We start from the raw sequence: 16542 nt of genomic DNA on the forward strand, positions 1-16542 counted from the left end.
GGACCGGCGCCGCCCGGCCCGGCTCAGATCAGCGAATGGAAGACGTTGGCCCCCAGCAGCTCGAACGAGACGTCGCTGCGGTCGCGCCGTCCCGCGAGCGGGATCTTCTCGAACAAGGGGTCGCTGCCCTCCATGATGCGGATCCAGTCGGCGACCTTGTCGCGGCGGACGATCCGCCATTCGCCGCCCCGCTGCTCGAACGTGTCGATGTAGCGCGCGGCGATGACGAGGTCCTTCATGTCCTCGCCCATCGGCGTCAGGTGCCGGCCGATCTCGTAGGATTCGACCCGCGCCCGGTCGCCGTCGCGCTCGATCAGGACGTTGCCGATCAGGTGCTGCACCCGCTGCGTCTTCTGCTGCACGGCGAGGGCGGTTTCGAGCCATTGCGCGAAGTCGACGGCATCCGGCGTCGCCCAGCGGACCTTCGCGTCGGGAAAGAAGCCCGAGGCGAGCAGATCGCGGTCGATCCGGTCCATCCCGCGGTTGATGCGGTACAGGCAGGTGCGGATGGCCTCGTTGGCGGCCAGTGCCTCGACCTGCTTTTCCAGCGCCTCGATCCGCGCCTGTGCTTCCTGTCCGTCCGCCATCATGATCCTCTCCTGTGTACGTGGAGGACACGTCGCATATATAATCCAAACGTTCAACTTAGACTTGGCTTCTCTCGCTTTCGCGCAGCACGTGGCGCTGGATCTTGCCGGTCACCGTCTTGGGCAGCTCGTCCATGATCTCGACGACGCGGGGAACCTTGTACGCGGCGAGCAGGGTGCGGCTGTGCGCGATCAGATCGTCGGGCGTCGCCGCGGCGCCCGGCCGAAGCGAGATGAAGGCCTTGACGGTCTCGCCGCGGTACGGGTCGGGCACGCCGACGACCGCCGCCTCGCGCACCGCGCCATGCGTGTAGAGCGCATCCTCCACCTCGCGCGGCCACACCTTGAACCCGCTGGCGATGATGCAATCCTTGATACGATCGACGAGATAATACCAGCCATCGGCATCCCGCACCGCGACGTCTCCGGTGTGCATCCATCCATCCGCCAGCGCGGCGGCGGTCTGGGCGGGCTTGTTCCAATAGCCCGCCATGATCTGCGGGCCACGGATCAGCAGCTCGCCCTGCTCGCCATCGGCCACGTCGCGGCCCTCACCGTCGACGATGCGCGCGGCGGTGAGCGGCGTGAGCTTGCCGATCGACAGCGATCCGGACTGCGGATCGACCGGGATCGTCGCACCGAACGGCGCGATATGGGTCTGCGCGGTCGTCTCCGTCATCCCATAGGCGGTGTGTATCCGCACCCCGAGCCGGCGCGCGAGCTCCTCCAGCAGGGCGGGGGGGACGGGGGCGCCGCCCGAATAGATCCGGTCGAAGCCGCGCATGTCCTCGGCGCCGATCCCCGGCACGTTCATCAGCGCGTTGAACGCGGTGATCGCCCCGATCGTGAAGGTCGGGCGATGTTCCCGGATGACGTCGAGCAGCAGCGTGGGCTCGACCCGATAATGCAGCACCAGGGTCGCGCGCGCGCTGAGCGCCGCCGCGACGTGACAGCTCATCCCGGTGATGTGGAAGAGCGGCGCGATCCCCAGGATGCGCGAGCTGCCCGACAGGCCGCACAGGTCGCGCATGGACTGGCCGTTGAAGGCGAGGCTGCGATGGCGGATCATCGCCCCCTTGGGCTCTCCCGTCGTGCCGGAGGTATAGAGGATGAGGCCGATCTCGTCGCCGTCGAGCGTCACGTCGGGGACGGCCGGCGACGCGGGTGCGGCGACGATCCGTTCGAGCAGCGGCAGGTCCGGCGTCGGCTCGGCGTCGGGAATGACACGCGCGTCGTGGCGCTGCTGGAGGCCGCGCGCCGATGCGACCAGGATCGCCGGCGCGATCCCGGCCATGCCGCCGGCGATGCGCACCGTCTCCACGTTCTCGGCGAGACAGACGATCGCGCGCGGGGCGCAGTCGGCGAAGACGCGCGACAGTTCGGCGGCGCGATAGGCCGGATTGCCGGGCACGGGGATCGCACCGATCTTCCACGCGGCGACCAGCGCCATCAGGCTCTGCGGCATGTTCTGAAGGATCATCGCCACCCGGTCGCCGCGAACCACGCCATGATCGATCAGCCAGACGGCCGCCCGGTCGCTCGCGCGATCGATCTGCGCGTAGGTGAGCGCGGTGTCGAAATAGGCGACGGCGGTCCGCGACGGTGCCTCGTCCACGCACGCCCGGAACATCGCGAGCATGTCGCGGAACTCGGCCGGCGCCTCCGGACAGGCTCGTGCCATCACCGCTTCGCCCGCGTCGCAGGCATCGAGAGTGCAGTCCCCGGTTCGCATCCACGTCTCCTCTCAGACCACCCACGCCCGGCCGCGTCGCGACCGGCCCGGCCGTTCTCCCTCAACCGGCCAGCCCGGACGGGCGGGGCCACGCCCCCGCCGCCGTCCGCCGCTCGACTTCCGCCACCGAAAGGACCTCGGCGGCCCCGCCGGTCGCGGCGGGATCGGTGCCGCGATGGCGGCGGATCTCCAGCCGCGCGATCTGGTTGCGATGCACCTCGTCCGGACCGTCGGCGAGCCGCAGCAGGCGGGCGGTCGCGAAGGCGGCGGTCAGCAGGTGATCGTTGCTGGTACCGCCGCCGCCGAACATCTGGATCGCCCAGTCGATCACCTGTTGCGCCATCGCGGGCGCGGCGACCTTTATCATCGCGATCTCGCGGCGCGCCTCCTTGTTGCCGACGGTGTCCATCCGCCACGCGGCGTTCATCGTCAGCAATCGTGCCTGATCGATCATCACGCGCGCCTGCGCGATGCGTTCGAGCGTGACCGTCTGCTCGGCGAGCTGGCGACCGAACGCGTTGCGCCGATCGGCGCGGCGGCACATCCGCTCCAGGATGCGCTCCGACAGTCCGATCAGCCGCATACAATGATGGATGCGCCCGGGCCCCAGCCGGCCCTGCGCGATCTCGAACCCGCGTCCCTCGCCCAGCAGCATGTTCCCGGCGGGCACGCGCACGTTCTCGAACACCACTTCGGACGCGCGGTCGGGGACGCCGTAGAAGCCGAACACCGGGAGCGCGCGCAGGACGCGTACGCCCGGCGTGTCGCGCGGAATCAGGATCATCGATTGCGAGCGGTAGGGATCGTCGCCCGCCGGCTGGTTGCGGCCCATGAAGATGATGATCTCGCAGGCCGGGCTGGTCGCGTTGGTGGTGTACCATTTGCGCCCGTTGACGACGTAATGATCGCCGTCGCGCACGATCGAGCTGTCGATGTTGGTGGCGTCCGACGACGCGACCTCGGGCTCGGTCATCGCGAAGGCGGAGCGGATGTCGCCCGCGAGCAGCGGTCGCAGCCAGCGTTCCTGCTGCGCCGGCGTTCCGTAGCGCAGGATCGTTTCCATGTTGCCGGTGTCGGGGGCGGAGCAGTTGAAGATCTCCGGCGCGAACAGGCTGCGCCCCATGATCTCGCACAGCGGCGCATAATCGACGTTGCTGAGCCCGGTCTCGACCTCCGCGATCGGGAGGAACAGGTTCCACAACCCCGCGGCGCGGGCGAGCGGCTTCAGCTCCTCGACTACCGGATAGATCGCCCACGGGCCCAGCCGCTCGGCCTCCTCGTGATAGCGCTGCTCGTTGGGGTAGACGTGCTGCGCCATGAACGCGCGCAGCCGATCCGCCAGCTCGTTGCTCTTCCCGCTCGGCTCGACCATCCTCACCCCCGCCGACACCCGTCGCGGGGGCGTCCTCTCGTCAGGTCACGCTTTACCTTGACTCGATGGACAAGTTAGACCGTTGCGCCATGCTGCGCAATGGCGATCATGCCGTCGCGGCGGTTCGCCGCCGGGGGTGGTGCAGCGGGTCCGTCACGACGTGCCGTGCGACTGGAAGAACAGGCGCAGGCAGAGGTCGATGTGCGCCTCGATGAACGCCGGGTCGAACGGCGACGTGCCGACGTGGTGCTCGATTTCCGACGCGAGTCCGAACACGCGGGTCGCGGCGCCGATGAACAGGAAGTGCAGGTGCGCCGGGTCGCCCTTGATGAACCGGCCGGCGGCCTGCAGCCCGCGGATGAGATCGAGCGTCAGCGTCAGGTCGTGGCCCCGGACCTGATCGAGAATCCACGCGGCACGCTCGGACTGATCCGCGAATTCGTGCGAGAACAGCCAGCCGAGTTCGGGGCGGCTACCCGACGTGCGGATGAAGTCGCCATAGACCGTGCGCAGGATCGTCTCCGGATCGCTGCCCCTCAGCTTCTCGATCGTCTCGACGAACTGAACGTGCAGATCGGCGACCGCCTTCTCCACGACGGCCTGCCAGACGCCCAGCTTGGTTTCGAAATGGTAGATGACGAGTCCGTGCGGAACGTCGGCCCGCTTGGCGATCGAACGCGTCGTCGCCCCCCCGAACCCCACTTGTGAAAATTCCTCCAGGCCGCTGGCCAGGATCTTCTGTCGGGTCGCGATCGAGCGATCCTGCCGGCGGCGGATATTGACCAGTTCCTCCGGCGCGTCCTTCGGGGAAGCATCATCGGCGTGGCGGATCGGCTTCTTGCGGGCGATCGGCCGTTTCGGAGCCGCACCCTCCGTTGCAGGCATCTCGCTCGCTGGTTTTGCCCTGTCGCCCATCACTTCTCGATCCTCGCGCCCGTGCTCACGGGATGCTGTCGTCCGCGGATACGCGACGCGGTCGAGATGTCAAAATCTGTGCCGACGCCTCACCCGTCGCCACGATCTTCGCCATCCGGAAAGAATAGCACGCGCGGCGGACGGATCTGCCCTCGCGGCGCAGGGCTACCACCTGACCCAAGCAAAGATAAACTGACCAAATGTACTGAATCACTTGACGTGCCGCCCCGGGTGGGAGCATCATCGTGGCAACGAGGCGCGTCGTGGCCGGAGCGGACGCCGGTTCGCCGCGCAGAAAAAGGGAGTGGATGGATGACGGACGTACGGGAAGCCGAGATCGACACCGGAACCGCCTATGGCATGAAGCCGGCGACCTACCGCCAGGAACTGGTCGAGGTCGGCCCCGGCACGCCGATGGGCGAGCTGATGCGGCGCTATTGGCAGCCGTGCGCCCTGTCGGAGGATCTGGGCAGCGACAAGCCGCAAAAGGTGCGGCTGCTGGGTGAGAACCTGATCCTCTTCCGCGACAAGAGCGGCCGGCCCGGCCTGGTCCACGAGAATTGCTGCCACCGCGGCACCAGCCTGTATTTCGGCCGGATCGAGGAGGACGGGATCCGCTGCTGCTATCACGGGTGGAAGTTCGACGTGAAGGGCAATTGCCTGGAGCAGCCCGCCGAGATCGATGGCGGCCGCAACCGCGCGAAGGTGCGCCAGCCGTGGTACCCGGTCGAGGAGCGCTACGGCCTGGTCTATGCCTATATGGGCCCGCCGGACAAGAAGCCCGTCCTGCCGCGCTGGGAGCATCTCGAAAATCTGGGCGACGACGAATATATCGAGACGCGCTGGAAGCCGGGCTACGGCCCGCTCAACGACGATCCGTACAATCCGCTCAAGTTCAATTTCCTGGCGGCCTACGAGAACACGATGGACTCGCCGCACCTGCCGTGGCTGCATTATTACCACTCGTGCGACCAGTTCACGGGTGCGCCGCTGCTGCGGCACGACGCGGAGGACGCGAACCTTCCGCCCTATGCCCATATCAAGGACCTGGCCGGACAGATCGTCGCCGAGCGCAGCGAGCTGGGCGTCAAGCAGGGCGTGCCGATGCCGATTCCCGGTCACGGGCTGTTCCTCGCGTCGAACGAGGCCATCGTTCCGAACATGGCGGTGGTCGCGACGCTGATCGACATGCTCTATTTCGTGCCGGTCGACGACACGAGCTTCATCTCCTTCATGCTGTTCCGCACCAAGAAGGGCGAGCAGCGCAGTAACCTCAACGAGCTGCATTTCGGCAAGACCTGGTGGGAGATGTCGGAGGACGAGCATCAGCGCTCGCCGGGCGACTATGAGGCGCAGTTCAGCATCGGCGTGCTTCCGGCGCACAGCCGCGAGCATCTGTCGCAGGGTGACGTCGCGCTGGGCATGCTGCGCCGGCGCCTCGCCGAGGCGGTGCGCGACGTGCAGGAGGGGCGCGATCCCCCCGGGGTGCGGCGCGGCCCGGATGCCGACGACGTGCTGCGGATCGGCGCGCACGGCATGATCCCCTATACCGCTGCCGCCTGACGCGGCGCATCGACAAGGGGGAGGGCGGCGCGGCCCCGGTCGCGCCGTCCGATCGTCGGATACTGGACGCTGGAGACTGACGTGAGCGACGATCGCCTCACCGTGCGCGACGCGACCTTCGCGCTGCTGCGCGAACTTGGGATTACCACGATCTTCGGCAACCCGGGTTCGACCGAACTGCCGCTGTTCCGCGCCTTTCCCGACGATTTCCGCTATATCGTCGGGCTGCAGGAGTCCGTCGTGGTCGGCATGGCGGACGGCTTCGCGCAGGCGACGCGCAACGCCGCATTCGTCAACGTCCATGCCTCCGCCGGGCTCGGCCATGCGCTCGGCAACGTCTTCACCGCCTTCCGCAACCAGACGCCCCTCGTCATCACCGCGGGGCAGCAGGCGCGCTCGATCCTGCCGTACGAGCCGTTCCTCTATGCGCAGCAGGCGACCGAATTTCCCCGGCCGTTCGTCAAATGGGCGATCGAGCCGGCCCGCGCGGAGGACGTGCCCGCGGCGCTGGCGCGGGCCTATTACGTCGCGATGCAGCCGCCGTGCGGGCCGGTGTTCGTGTCGGTGCCGGTCGACGATTGGGACCGGCCCGCGGAGCCGATCGCCGCACGCCGGATCGGCACGGTCGTCCGCGGTGACGTGGAGGTGCTGTCGGCGGCGGCGCAGGCGCTGACGCAGGCGCGCCATCCGGCGCTGGTCGTCGGGGCCGGCGTGGCACGCGACCAGGCATGGGACGAGGCGATCCGCCTCGCCGAACATCACCGGGCGCGCGTGTTCGTGTCGCCCATGTCGGGGCGCAACAGCTTTCCCGAGGATCACCCGCTGTTCGCCGGCTTCCTGACCGCGGGACGCGGGCCGATCGTGCGCGATCTCGCCGGCCACGACGTGATCGTCGCGCTCGGAGGGCCGCTGTCGCTCTATCATACCGAGGCGGCGGGACCGCACACGCCCGCCGGCAGTGCCGTGTTCCTGCTGGTGGACGACCCCGCGCTGGCGCATTGGGCGCCCGCCGGAACGGCGACGGTGACCAACCTCAAGAGCGGTATCGCCGATCTGCTGGCCTTCTCGGGCGAGGTGTCGCGCCATGCCCCGACGCCCAAGGCGCCGCCACCTGTGCTGGACGGCACGGAGTTCACCGATTCCTACCTGCTCCAGCAGATCGCCAGGCTGCGCCCCGCCGGCGCCGTCATCGTCGAGGAAGCGCCGTCAAGCCGGCCGACGATGCACGACTATCTGCCGATCACGATCCCGGACGGCTTCTACACCTGCGCGTCCGGCGGCCTCGGTCACGGCCTGCCCGCGGCGATCGGCGTGGCGCTCGGGCGGCCGGATGCGCGCGTCATCGCCTATATCGGCGACGGTTCGGCGATGTACGCGATCCAGGGGCTGTGGACCGCGGCGCAGCTCGGCCTGCCGATGACCTTCGTCATCGCCAACAACCGGCGCTACGAGGCGATGTACCATTTCGCCGGCGTGTTCGAGATGGAGGCTCCGATCGGCTGCACGCTGCCCGGCATCGATTTCTGCGCGATCGCGCAGGGGCACGGCGTGCCGGCGACGCGCGTGACGGCAGCGTCCGAGCTCGATGCGGCGCTGATGTCCGCCTTCGCCAGTACCGGCCCCTCGCTCGTCGAGGTCGTCATCGCATGATCGCCGGTCGGTCCGATCCGCCCATCCGAAAAGGTGAACAATGAAGATCGTTGCGTTCGAACATGATGATGCGGTGCAGGTCGGCACCGTGGACGAGGACGGCCAGGTCAGCGCACGCGGGGAGATCGCGGCCTTCTGGCGCAATCCGCACGCGGCGCTCGCCGGTACGGGCACGTCCGTGGGTCCGCTGGCGGCATTGCGCCAGCGCCCCGCCGCGCCGCCCACCGCGCGGGTGATCTGCGTCGGGCTCAACTACCGCCGCCACGCCGAGGAGACCAATCTGCCGATCCCCACCGTGCCCGTCATCTTCGCGCGTTGGGCGAACACGCTGGCGGTGGACGGCGACGGCGCGCCGGCGATCGGCGACAAGTTCGATTGGGAAGCCGAACTGGGCGCGGTCGTGGGCAGGCGGCTGTTCCGGGCGACGGCGGATCAGGCGAAGGCGGCGGTGCTCGGCTATTTCGCCTTCAACGATCTCAGCGCGCGCGATTACCAGATGCAGACGGCGCAATGGATCCTGGGCAAGAACTCGGACGCGAGCGGCCCGATGAGCGCGATCGTGACCGCCGATGCGGTCGGCGATCCTGCCGCGGGCCTGCGCATCTCGACCCGGGTGAACGGTACGGTCAGGCAGGACAGCAGCACCGCCGACATGATCTTCACGGTCCCGGAGCTGCTGGCGCACGTCAGCCAGGCGATGACGCTGTATCCGGGCGACGTGATCGTGACGGGAACGCCGGAGGGGGTCGGCATGGCGACGTCCGAATTCCTCCATCCCGGCGACGAGGTCGAGGTGGAGATCGAGCGGATCGGGCGCGTGCGCACCACGATCGTCGCCGCGCCGGCGGCATCGGCCTGACGGGCATCGAAGCGCGACGGTCGCCAGGCGGCGAAAAGACGGGAGAGACGATGATGGCGAGCACGATCGACGAGAGCCGGCCGCAAACCGATACCACCGACCGGCGCGACCCCGTGGCCGAGGCCGACGCGGCCTGCGCCGCGGCAGCCGCGGCCTTTCCCGGCTGGTCGGCGCTGGGGCCCAATGCGCGGCGCGCCGCCCTGATGAAGGCTGCCGACGCGCTCGCCGCGCGCGGCGACGAACTGGTCGCGGCGATGAAGAGCGAGATCGGCGCGACCGAGGGCTGGTCGCGCTTCAACCTCATGCTCGGCCTCAACACGCTGCGCGAGGCGGCGGCGATGACCACGCAGATCGCAGGCGAGGTTATCCCGTCCGACAAACCGGGGTGCATCGCGATGACGATGCGCGAGCCGGTCGGCGTATTGCTCGGCATCGCGCCGTGGAACGCGCCGATCATTCTGGGGGTGCGCGCGGTGGCGATGCCGCTCGCCTGCGGCAACACCGTCGTGCTCAAGGCGAGCGAGCAATGCCCCCGCACGCACACGATCATCGCCGAGGCGCTGGGCAGCGCGCTGCCCGCGGGCGCGGTATCGATCGTGACCAACGCGCCGGCGGATGCGCCCGCAGTGGTCGGCGCGCTGATCGACAATCCGCACGTCCGCCGCATCAACTTCACCGGCTCCACGCATGTCGGCAAGATCATCGCGACGCGTGCGGCCGCGCATCTGAAGCCCTGCCTGCTGGAGTTGGGCGGCAAGGCGCCGCTGATCGTGCTGGAGGATGCCGACCTGGACGAGGCGGTAAAGGCGGCGGCGTTCGGCGCGTTCATGAACCAGGGCCAGATCTGCATGTCGACCGAGCGCATCATCGTCGTCGATGCGGTGGCCGACGACTTCGTCCGCCGCTTCGGCGCCAAGGCCGCGACGCTGACCGCCGGCGATCCCGCCGAGGGGAAGACGCCGCTGGGCGCGGTGGTCGACTTGAAGACGGTGGCGACCGTCCGCGCGCTGATCGACGGTGCGCTCGCCGGCGGCGCGAAGCAGGTGACCGGGGGCGACGCCGACGGCGTGCTGATGCCCGCGCACGTCATCGATCACGTCACCCCCGCGATGAAGCTGTTCCGCGACGAGAGCTTCGGCCCCGTCGTCGGCATCGTCCGCGCGCGTGACGAGGCCCATGCGATCGAGATGGCCAACGATACCGAATACGGCCTGTCCGCCGCCGTCTTCACCCGCGACGCCGCGCGCGGCCTGCGGGTCGCGCGGCAGATCAAGTCGGGCATCTGCCATATCAACGGCCCGACGGTGCATGACGAGGCGCAGATGCCCTTCGGCGGCGTGAAGGCGTCCGGCTACGGCCGGTTCGGCGGCAGGGCCGGGATCGACGCCTTCACCGAACAGCGCTGGATCACGATCGAAACCCAGCCCGGCCACTATCCGATCTGACACCACGTCACCGGCGCCCGTTTGCGGGAGATAGCGCGATGAGCCTGCTGGACTATTCTCCCTACGTCGACCCGACCGTCGTGCCGCGGCTGACCAAGAATCAGGCGCGCATGAGCCTCACCGCCTATCCGCCGTTTCTGGAACGGCTGGTCGGGATGTGGAGCCGGCTCGCGGACAAGCCGTTCCGCGGCATCACCGCCGACGGGCACGTCGAGCCGGGCCTGGTCCGCGAGCGCGGCAACCACCCCGCACCGGGGCGCGTCGCCGAGCGCGCGACCGCCTGGCTCGATATGCTGGCGCCGGAGGAGCGTGCGCGGGTGCACTTTCCGGTCGATTCAGGCCTGTGGCGGCAATGGCACAACACGCCGCTGCTGCTGCGCGAGAACCAGCTGGAGCTGCTGGCGCTGACGCCCGCGCAGCGCGAGGGCGCGCTGGCACTGGTCCGCGAATCGCTGTCGGCCGAGGGTTATCGGCGCACCCGGACGGTGATGGACAACAACCTGTTGCTCGGCCGGATCGACGATCTCACCGACCTGCTGAACGACTGGTCGTTCACGCTGTCGATTTTCGGCCGGCCCTCCAGCGCGTCGCCGTGGGGGTGGCAGCTGTTCGGGCATCACTTGTCGCTCAACTGCCTGTTCTGCGACGGTCATATGGTGCTGTCGCCGATCTTCATGGGGGTCGAGCCCGATGTGGGGGACGGGGCGTCCAACCGGCGGCTGTTCGAACCGCACGAACAGGCCGCGCTCGCCTTCGCGCGCACGCTCGGCGAACGCGACCGGACACGCGCCGTGCTCCACGGGTCGATGCTGACCGCCGAGCAGCCCGACGGCCGCTATCACCCCGACGACGGGCGGCAGGTCGGCGGCGCGTTCCAGGACAATCGCATCGTCCCGTATGAAGGCGTGCCGGTCGCGGACCTGTCGCGCGCACAGCGACACCGGCTGCTCGGTCTCGCTGAGATCTTCCTGGCGACGATGCCCGACGATCCCGCGGCGGCGCGGCTGCGCGAGATCGAGCGTCAGCTCGATCGGACCCGCTTCGCCTGGATCGGCCCGATCAACGATGTCGATCCCTTCTATTTCCGCATCCACAGCCCCGTCGCGCTGATCGAGTTCGATCATCACAGCGGCATCTTCCTCGCCAACACCGACCCGGCCCGCTTCCACGTCCACACCATCGTGCGGACGCCCAACGGCGGCGATTACGGGCACGACCTGCTGGCGCATCACTATGCCGCCGGCGGTCACCACGGCCACGCGTCCCATCACCATGGCCATGCGCACAGCCATGACGGGGGCCAGACCTTCCATTCGCACGACTGACCGCGACCGCTCCGAAAGTCCCGCCATGACCACGTCCGACGATCTGATCCGTCACCTCGAGCAGCCCGGTGTCGACGGCGATCCCGATCGCGAGATCCTGCGCCTGCAACCCGACCTGACGCAGGACGGCGCGCTGGCGCTCCAGCTCGCGGTCAAGCGGCGGCGGGTCGTCGAAGGGGATCGGATCGTCGGCCACCAGGCATCGTTCACCTCGGCCGCGATCCGCACGATGTTCCCCGATGCCCCGCGCCCGATGATCGGCACGCTGCTGGCATCGCTGGTGCGCGGCGACGGCGAGGCGGTGTCGCTCGACAGCGACCGCGCCTTCATCGAAAGCGAGATGGCACTGATCCTCGATCGCGACCTGGAGGGGCCGGACCTGACCGCCGCGGAGGTGCTTCGTGCGGTCGACGGCTTCTTTCCGGCGATCGAGGTCGCGCCGTTGCGCCGCGGCGCGCTGGAGGGGGCATACAGCAACCAGCACATGATCGCGGTGCAGAAGGCGGCGGGCGGGTTCGTGGTGTTCGGGGACCGGATCACGCCCGCGGCCGGGTTCGACTGCCGCGCCGAGGGGTGCCTGGTCGCGATCGACGGCGAGGTGCGCGCCGGCGCCACCGGGTTCGAGGCGATGGGCAGTCCGCTGACCGTCGTCGCGGCGATGGCGGCCGGGCTGGCGCGCATCGGCGAGAAGCTGCACGCCGGGCAGGTCGTCATGACCGGAAGCCTGGCGCCGCCGCAGGTCGTCACCGCCGCTCATCGCTCGGCCCATCTGCAATTCCAGACGTTGGGCGGCGTTTCGGTCCGCTTCGCCGATCCGTCGGCCGCCTGACGTCGCGCTCAGGGAGTTTTCGTCATGCGCTATATCCGACCGTTCGATCGCAGCGTCGCCGGCCCCCCCGTCGAGACGCTGGTCGCCGCCGAGGAGGGCGTCGGCTGCACGATGCGACTGCGTCGCGGGGCGGGGTCGGTCGACGGCGCCGATGCCGGGAACGACCGCTTCGTCCTGCCGCTGATCGGCGAGGCGACGCTGCGCGGGGCAGGAGGCGAGACGGTCGCGCGGGCGAGCGAGCTGATCGTCATCCCGGCGGGCGCCCCGGCCGACGTCCGGGTCGCGGGCGAGACCCTGTGGCTGGAGGTGATCGCCCCCTTGCCCGACGGTGCGCGCGCACAGGCGGATCATCCCGCGCAGGTGGTGGCGATCGACCCGTCCAAATGGACCGAGGGCGGCTTCGCCTATCAGAGCCTGACCGACCGTTCGCGCGGCTCTCAGGCGCTGCGCATGAACATCCTCCAGGTGCAGCCGGGATCGGGCAGCCCGGACTGGCATATCCACGCCTTCGCGCAGATGTACGTCATCCTGGAGGGGGAGATGACGATCGACATCGGCCGGGCGCGGGTCACGGCGGGCGAGGGGACGCTGGTGATCTTCCCGCCGGGCGTCGTGCACCGCAACTTCAACGCGTCCGGCGCGGTCGAGCGCCACGTCACCTTCCTCGTCCCGGAGCCGGCGGCGGACGACATCTTCGACTATGCGGTGACGATCCACGAGCATGAGGCGGCGTTGCTGACATCCATCCCGGCCTGAGCCGGGAAGCACAGCACGGACGAAAGGGGCCGCTCCGGAATTTGCCGGAGCGGCCCCTTTGCTGCGCGGTGTCCGCCCCCCGCGGCGGACGGTCTCCTTCGTCAGTAACGGAACGATAAGCGCGCGCCGTACGTGCGCGGGGGGGAATAATTCCCCTGCGTGATGCCGTTGAGCGAACTGTAATAGGTGGTGGTGAAGAACCGCTCGTCGCCGACGTTGTTGACGAAGCCGGCAAGGCTCCACTGGTCGTCCGCGGCCGACAGGGTGACGGCCAGATCCGTCACCCAATAGGCGGGCTGGACGGAGAAGTCGCGCCGTTCGAACATGACGATGTTGCTGGTCTGATAGTGCGTGTTGCCTTCGAGCGTCAGTCGAAGATCGTCGCTGACCTCGAACGTCTGTTGTGCGCCGAGGTTGATCGTCCATTCCGGCGACCGCAGCGCGCGCGTGCCCGAACAGTCGATCCGATAGCGATTGCCCGAGACGATCTGATAGGGGCATCGGGTCGCCGGCGGGACGGTCCCGGCGGGCAATCCGCCGAGCGAACTGGTGTCCACTTCGGTATAGACGAAGCTGTCGTTGCGCGCGTCGAGATACTGGACGTTGGCGCTCAGCAGCGTGTTGCGGAACGGCTTGGCGGTCAGATCGACCTCGACCCCCTTGTTGGTGGACGAGCCGATGTTCTCGGTCACGAACTCCAGTCCGCCGTTCGTGCCGATGCCGTTGTGGGTGACCTGCTGGTCCTTATACTTCCAGTAGAAGCCTTCGATGTTCAACTGGAGCCGGTTGTTGAGGAATCGGTTCTTCGCGCCGATCGTGTACGCGGTGATCGTTTCCGGACCGAAGACCGGCTGGACCGTCGAGAACGAGAAGCCGCCGCTGCGATATCCGGTCTCCACGCTCGCATAGAGGAGCGAGCCCGAGCGGGGTTCGAATTCGACCGCGCCGCGATAGGTCACCTTGTCGGGTGCCGTCCGCGCGTCGAGCGGGATGACGGATGGCGAGTAGATCGCGTTCGACTGCCCGGTCACGTCGACATAGACCGGGACGCCGGGCGGCTGGACATAGCCGATGCTCAGCAGCGCGGCGGGCAGATCGTCGATGGTCGCGGGCAGGCGCCGGAAATCGGGGCAGACGTGGGAGGGCGCGGTGCAGATTCCCGTCGCCGTCGTGGTGGTGCCGGCGATCGTCTTCACGTCCTTGGTATAGCGGGCGGCGCCCGAGGCGCGGAAGGTGTCGGTGATGTTCCAGACGATCCTGCCGAACGCCGCGGTGGATTCGTTCTTCGCCTTGAACGCGCCCGAACTGCCGAGCACGTTGAAGTTGACGCGGAGCAGGTCGTCGATGTCCTCGGTGAAATACAGCCCGCCGAGCAGCCAGTCGAAGGCCCCGACCGTCCCGTTCAGCCGCGCCTCGATGCTGTATTGCTCGTCCTTCTCGGAGTTCTGGAGGAAGAAGGCGCCCGGTGTCTGCACCACCTCCTGCTCGGCGCCCCGCCAGCCGCCGACGACGGCCAGCTGGGCGAAGCCGAGGTCCGCATCGACGTGTGCGCTGGCGCCGTAGAAGATGTTGTCGAGGGAGGGGCGGCGGGTGACGGGACCCGCGACCGTGCCCGCGGTCGGGACGAATGCGGAATTGAGGAACGCGACCGAGCGCGGGTCGAACAGACCGACGTCGGGCGAGAAGCCGGTCGGGATCAGTGCGCCCGTCTGCGGATTGGTGGCGGAGAGCAGCGTGCCGGTGGGGCCCGTCCCGCCCAGATGGAAAAAGTCGCCGGCCAGACGGATCGTGACCCGGTCATCCGGCTGGAACAGCAACTGGACGCGTCCGCCGGTACCCTTTTCGGTGTAGGTGTCGTCGGAATTATAGCCGTCGTGGCTGTAGGAGATGCCGGAAACGCGCAGCGCCGCCTTGTCCGAGAGCGGAAGATTGACGTACGCCTGAGCGTTCACCGCCTGGTAGTTTCCGGTGCTGATCGTCGCCGATCCCTCATGAAGGCCGAGCTTGGGGGTCGCGGGGATGATGTTGAGCGCGCCGCCGGTCGCGTTGCGGCCGTAGAGCGTGCCCTGCGGCCCCTTCAGCAGCTCGATGCGCGCCAGGTCGTAATAGAGGCCGAACGAGGATGTCGGCCGGCCGAGGTAGATCTCGTCGTAATTCACCGCCACCGCCGAATCGGTGATGGCGTTGCTGGAGAAGGTGCCGACGCCGCGCACGTACAGCAGCGGCGATGCGCCGCCCGCATTGCCGATCTGGGCCGCCGGGGCGAGCTTCGTGAGGTCCTGCGGCTGGGTGACCTGCGTCAGCGCCTCGGGCTGGATGACGTCGAGCGCGAGCGCGGTACGCTGGGACGTGTCGCTGATGCGCGAGGCCGTGACGACGATGTCCTGAATGCCGTCGGCCTGGCTCGTGCTCTGGGGCGGTGCGGTCGTCTGCGGGGCAGGTGCCTCCGCGCTCGGCACCACGGGCGCCGGGGTCACCTGCGCATGCGCCGGGGTGGTGCCGAGCATCGTACCGGCCAGCAACATGGCGGGGATCTTGAAGCGATTCATCCTGTCCTCTCCCTTTCAACGACCGGGTCATTGCGCCCTGGTCCTGGTCCTGAACGATCGTGTGTTGTTCGCTTGGCCAGTTCCTTCCTGCACCCCGATTCGAAGTCCGAAAGCGTGGTAGCGGGTGCGGCAGATCGATCTGCCGTCGTGACCCTTGGAACAGATTTCTGCTAAATTGTCAAAATGGATAATATAGCGTCGGTGCCGGCTGCTCGCGCCTGAAAATGGAGCGATCGGCGTCCGGGCCGGCCGATCCGCCGCCCGGACGCCGACTCGGGCCGTCACGCGCGCTTGCTGTACCTGTCGAGCAAGGCGCCCCGCCCGGCGCGCAGCGCGACGGTCACCTTGAACAATTCCTCCGCCAGATCGACGAGTTGGTCGTAGAACGGCGAGGCCTTCAGGCGGCCGCCCTCGAACTGTGTCTGCACCTGGGGCACGCAGACCAGCGAGGGCGTCACGAACATCCCGAGCCAGCGGCCGATCGCCGCCAGCGCCATCGTGGTGTTGAAGCTGGGGCCCGCGCCACACACCTGCGCGGTGGCGAGCGGCTTTCCGCCGAACAGCGGGCGGCCCTCGACCACGGGCGGGCAGCTGTCGAGCTGATGCTTGAGCACCGCCGACACGGTGCCGTAATTCTCCGGGCTGCACCAGAATTGCGCATCGGACCAGAGCGCCGCGGCGTGGAGTTCGGCGGTCGCCGCGTCGCCGGGGGGGCTGCCCGGGGGCGGCAGCGTGGCGGGGTCGAAAAGGCGGGTCTCGCCGCCCAGATGCCGCAACAGGCGCGCGACCTCCTCGGCCAGCAGATGGCTGAACGAGCCCGGACGCGCGGAGCCGTACAGCAGCAGGAAACGTGGCGGCGGTCCGTCCGCGGCATGGGCGGGCAGGCGGTCGACGGCAAGGGCGGGAAGATCGGTCATCGGTTTTCTCCTGATGCGATGAAGGGGCAGCGACGGGCGATCC

13 protein-coding genes are annotated in these 16542 nt (G+C 68.6%); 7 read left to right on the plus strand and 6 right to left on the minus strand.

From position 1 onward, the window contains the following. Positions 1 to 23: 23 nt before the first annotated feature. The 4 genes from PGN23_RS08030 to PGN23_RS08045 form a co-directional block, all read right to left on the minus strand. Positions 24 to 590 (minus strand): nuclear transport factor 2 family protein, encoded by a 567-nt coding sequence (locus tag PGN23_RS08030; protein ID WP_335302370.1) that lies wholly within the window; start codon positions 588 to 590, stop codon positions 24 to 26. 55 nt (positions 591 to 645) lie between these two features. Continuing rightward, a complete protein-coding gene (locus tag PGN23_RS08035; protein ID WP_335302371.1) occupies positions 646 to 2319 on the minus strand; it encodes a class I adenylate-forming enzyme family protein in 1674 nt (557 codons plus the stop codon). A gap of 61 nt (positions 2320 to 2380) precedes the next feature. Further along, positions 2381 to 3691, minus strand: a complete 1311-nt coding sequence (locus PGN23_RS08040; protein WP_335302372.1) for an acyl-CoA dehydrogenase family protein — start codon at positions 3689 to 3691, stop codon at positions 2381 to 2383. Positions 3692 to 3844: 153 nt separating this feature from the next. Next, positions 3845 to 4606 (minus strand): TetR/AcrR family transcriptional regulator, encoded by a 762-nt coding sequence (locus tag PGN23_RS08045; RefSeq protein ID WP_335302373.1) that lies wholly within the window; start codon positions 4604 to 4606, stop codon positions 3845 to 3847. Between the two features lie 312 nt (positions 4607 to 4918). Here PGN23_RS08045 and PGN23_RS08050 point away from each other — a divergent pair, with 312 nt between their 5' ends. The 7 genes from PGN23_RS08050 to PGN23_RS08080 all read left to right on the plus strand — a co-directional run bounded on the left by PGN23_RS08050 (position 4919) and on the right by PGN23_RS08080 (position 13033). Beyond that, on the plus strand, positions 4919 to 6169 hold the full coding sequence (locus tag PGN23_RS08050) for a Rieske 2Fe-2S domain-containing protein (protein WP_335302374.1): 1251 nt from the start codon (positions 4919 to 4921) through the stop codon (positions 6167 to 6169). An 81-nt stretch (positions 6170 to 6250) separates the two neighbouring features. After that, positions 6251 to 7819, plus strand: coding sequence for a benzoylformate decarboxylase (gene mdlC, locus PGN23_RS08055; protein ID WP_335302375.1), 1569 nt, complete (start codon positions 6251 to 6253; stop codon positions 7817 to 7819). Between the two features lie 40 nt (positions 7820 to 7859). Next, positions 7860 to 8678 carry a fumarylacetoacetate hydrolase family protein gene (locus tag PGN23_RS08060; protein ID WP_335302376.1) on the plus strand — a complete coding sequence of 273 codons (819 nt, stop codon included), beginning with the start codon at positions 7860 to 7862 and terminating at the stop codon, positions 8676 to 8678. Positions 8679 to 8731: 53 nt separating this feature from the next. Then, positions 8732 to 10123 (plus strand): aldehyde dehydrogenase, encoded by a 1392-nt coding sequence (locus PGN23_RS08065; protein ID WP_335304550.1) that lies wholly within the window; start codon positions 8732 to 8734, stop codon positions 10121 to 10123. Positions 10124 to 10161: 38 nt separating this feature from the next. Continuing rightward, on the plus strand, positions 10162 to 11448 hold the full coding sequence (locus tag PGN23_RS08070) for a DUF3500 domain-containing protein (protein WP_335302377.1): 1287 nt from the start codon (positions 10162 to 10164) through the stop codon (positions 11446 to 11448). A gap of 25 nt (positions 11449 to 11473) precedes the next feature. Next, positions 11474 to 12277, plus strand: coding sequence for a 2-keto-4-pentenoate hydratase (locus PGN23_RS08075; protein ID WP_335302378.1), 804 nt, complete (start codon positions 11474 to 11476; stop codon positions 12275 to 12277). A 24-nt stretch (positions 12278 to 12301) separates the two neighbouring features. Then, complete coding sequence (locus PGN23_RS08080) at positions 12302 to 13033, plus strand: cupin domain-containing protein (RefSeq protein ID WP_335302379.1); 732 nt, start codon at positions 12302 to 12304, stop codon at positions 13031 to 13033. 101 nt (positions 13034 to 13134) lie between these two features. On the opposite strand, the gene PGN23_RS08085 is transcribed toward PGN23_RS08080, so the two are convergent. Both PGN23_RS08085 and PGN23_RS08090 read right to left on the minus strand, forming a co-directional pair. Beyond that, a complete protein-coding gene (locus PGN23_RS08085) occupies positions 13135 to 15582 on the minus strand; it encodes a TonB-dependent receptor (protein ID WP_335302380.1) in 2448 nt (815 codons plus the stop codon). Positions 15583 to 15863: 281 nt separating this feature from the next. Further along, positions 15864 to 16499, minus strand: a complete 636-nt coding sequence (locus PGN23_RS08090; protein ID WP_335302381.1) for an NADPH-dependent FMN reductase — start codon at positions 16497 to 16499, stop codon at positions 15864 to 15866. Between the last annotated feature and the right edge of the window lie 43 nt (positions 16500 to 16542).

Source organism: Sphingomonas adhaesiva, assembly GCF_036946125.1.
Lineage (GTDB): Bacteria > Pseudomonadota > Alphaproteobacteria > Sphingomonadales > Sphingomonadaceae > Sphingomonas > Sphingomonas adhaesiva_A.

Excerpts from the sequence above, each read along its gene's own strand:
- PGN23_RS08030 (WP_335302370.1), bottom strand. The coding sequence starts at position 590 with ATGATGGCGGACGGACAGGAAGCACAGGCGCGGATCGAGGCGCTGGAA.
- PGN23_RS08035 (WP_335302371.1), bottom strand. The coding sequence starts at position 2,319 with ATGCGAACCGGGGACTGCACTCTCGATGCCTGCGACGCGGGCGAAGCG.
- PGN23_RS08040 (WP_335302372.1), bottom strand. The coding sequence starts at position 3,691 with ATGGTCGAGCCGAGCGGGAAGAGCAACGAGCTGGCGGATCGGCTGCGC.
- PGN23_RS08045 (WP_335302373.1), bottom strand. The coding sequence starts at position 4,606 with ATGGGCGACAGGGCAAAACCAGCGAGCGAGATGCCTGCAACGGAGGGT.
- PGN23_RS08050 (WP_335302374.1), top strand. The coding sequence starts at position 4,919 with ATGACGGACGTACGGGAAGCCGAGATCGACACCGGAACCGCCTATGGC.
- PGN23_RS08060 (WP_335302376.1), top strand. The coding sequence starts at position 7,860 with ATGAAGATCGTTGCGTTCGAACATGATGATGCGGTGCAGGTCGGCACC.
- PGN23_RS08065 (WP_335304550.1), top strand. The coding sequence starts at position 8,732 with ATGGCGAGCACGATCGACGAGAGCCGGCCGCAAACCGATACCACCGAC.
- PGN23_RS08070 (WP_335302377.1), top strand. The coding sequence starts at position 10,162 with ATGAGCCTGCTGGACTATTCTCCCTACGTCGACCCGACCGTCGTGCCG.
- PGN23_RS08075 (WP_335302378.1), top strand. The coding sequence starts at position 11,474 with ATGACCACGTCCGACGATCTGATCCGTCACCTCGAGCAGCCCGGTGTC.
- PGN23_RS08080 (WP_335302379.1), top strand. The coding sequence starts at position 12,302 with ATGCGCTATATCCGACCGTTCGATCGCAGCGTCGCCGGCCCCCCCGTC.
- PGN23_RS08085 (WP_335302380.1), bottom strand. The coding sequence starts at position 15,582 with ATGAATCGCTTCAAGATCCCCGCCATGTTGCTGGCCGGTACGATGCTC.
- PGN23_RS08090 (WP_335302381.1), bottom strand. The coding sequence starts at position 16,499 with ATGACCGATCTTCCCGCCCTTGCCGTCGACCGCCTGCCCGCCCATGCC.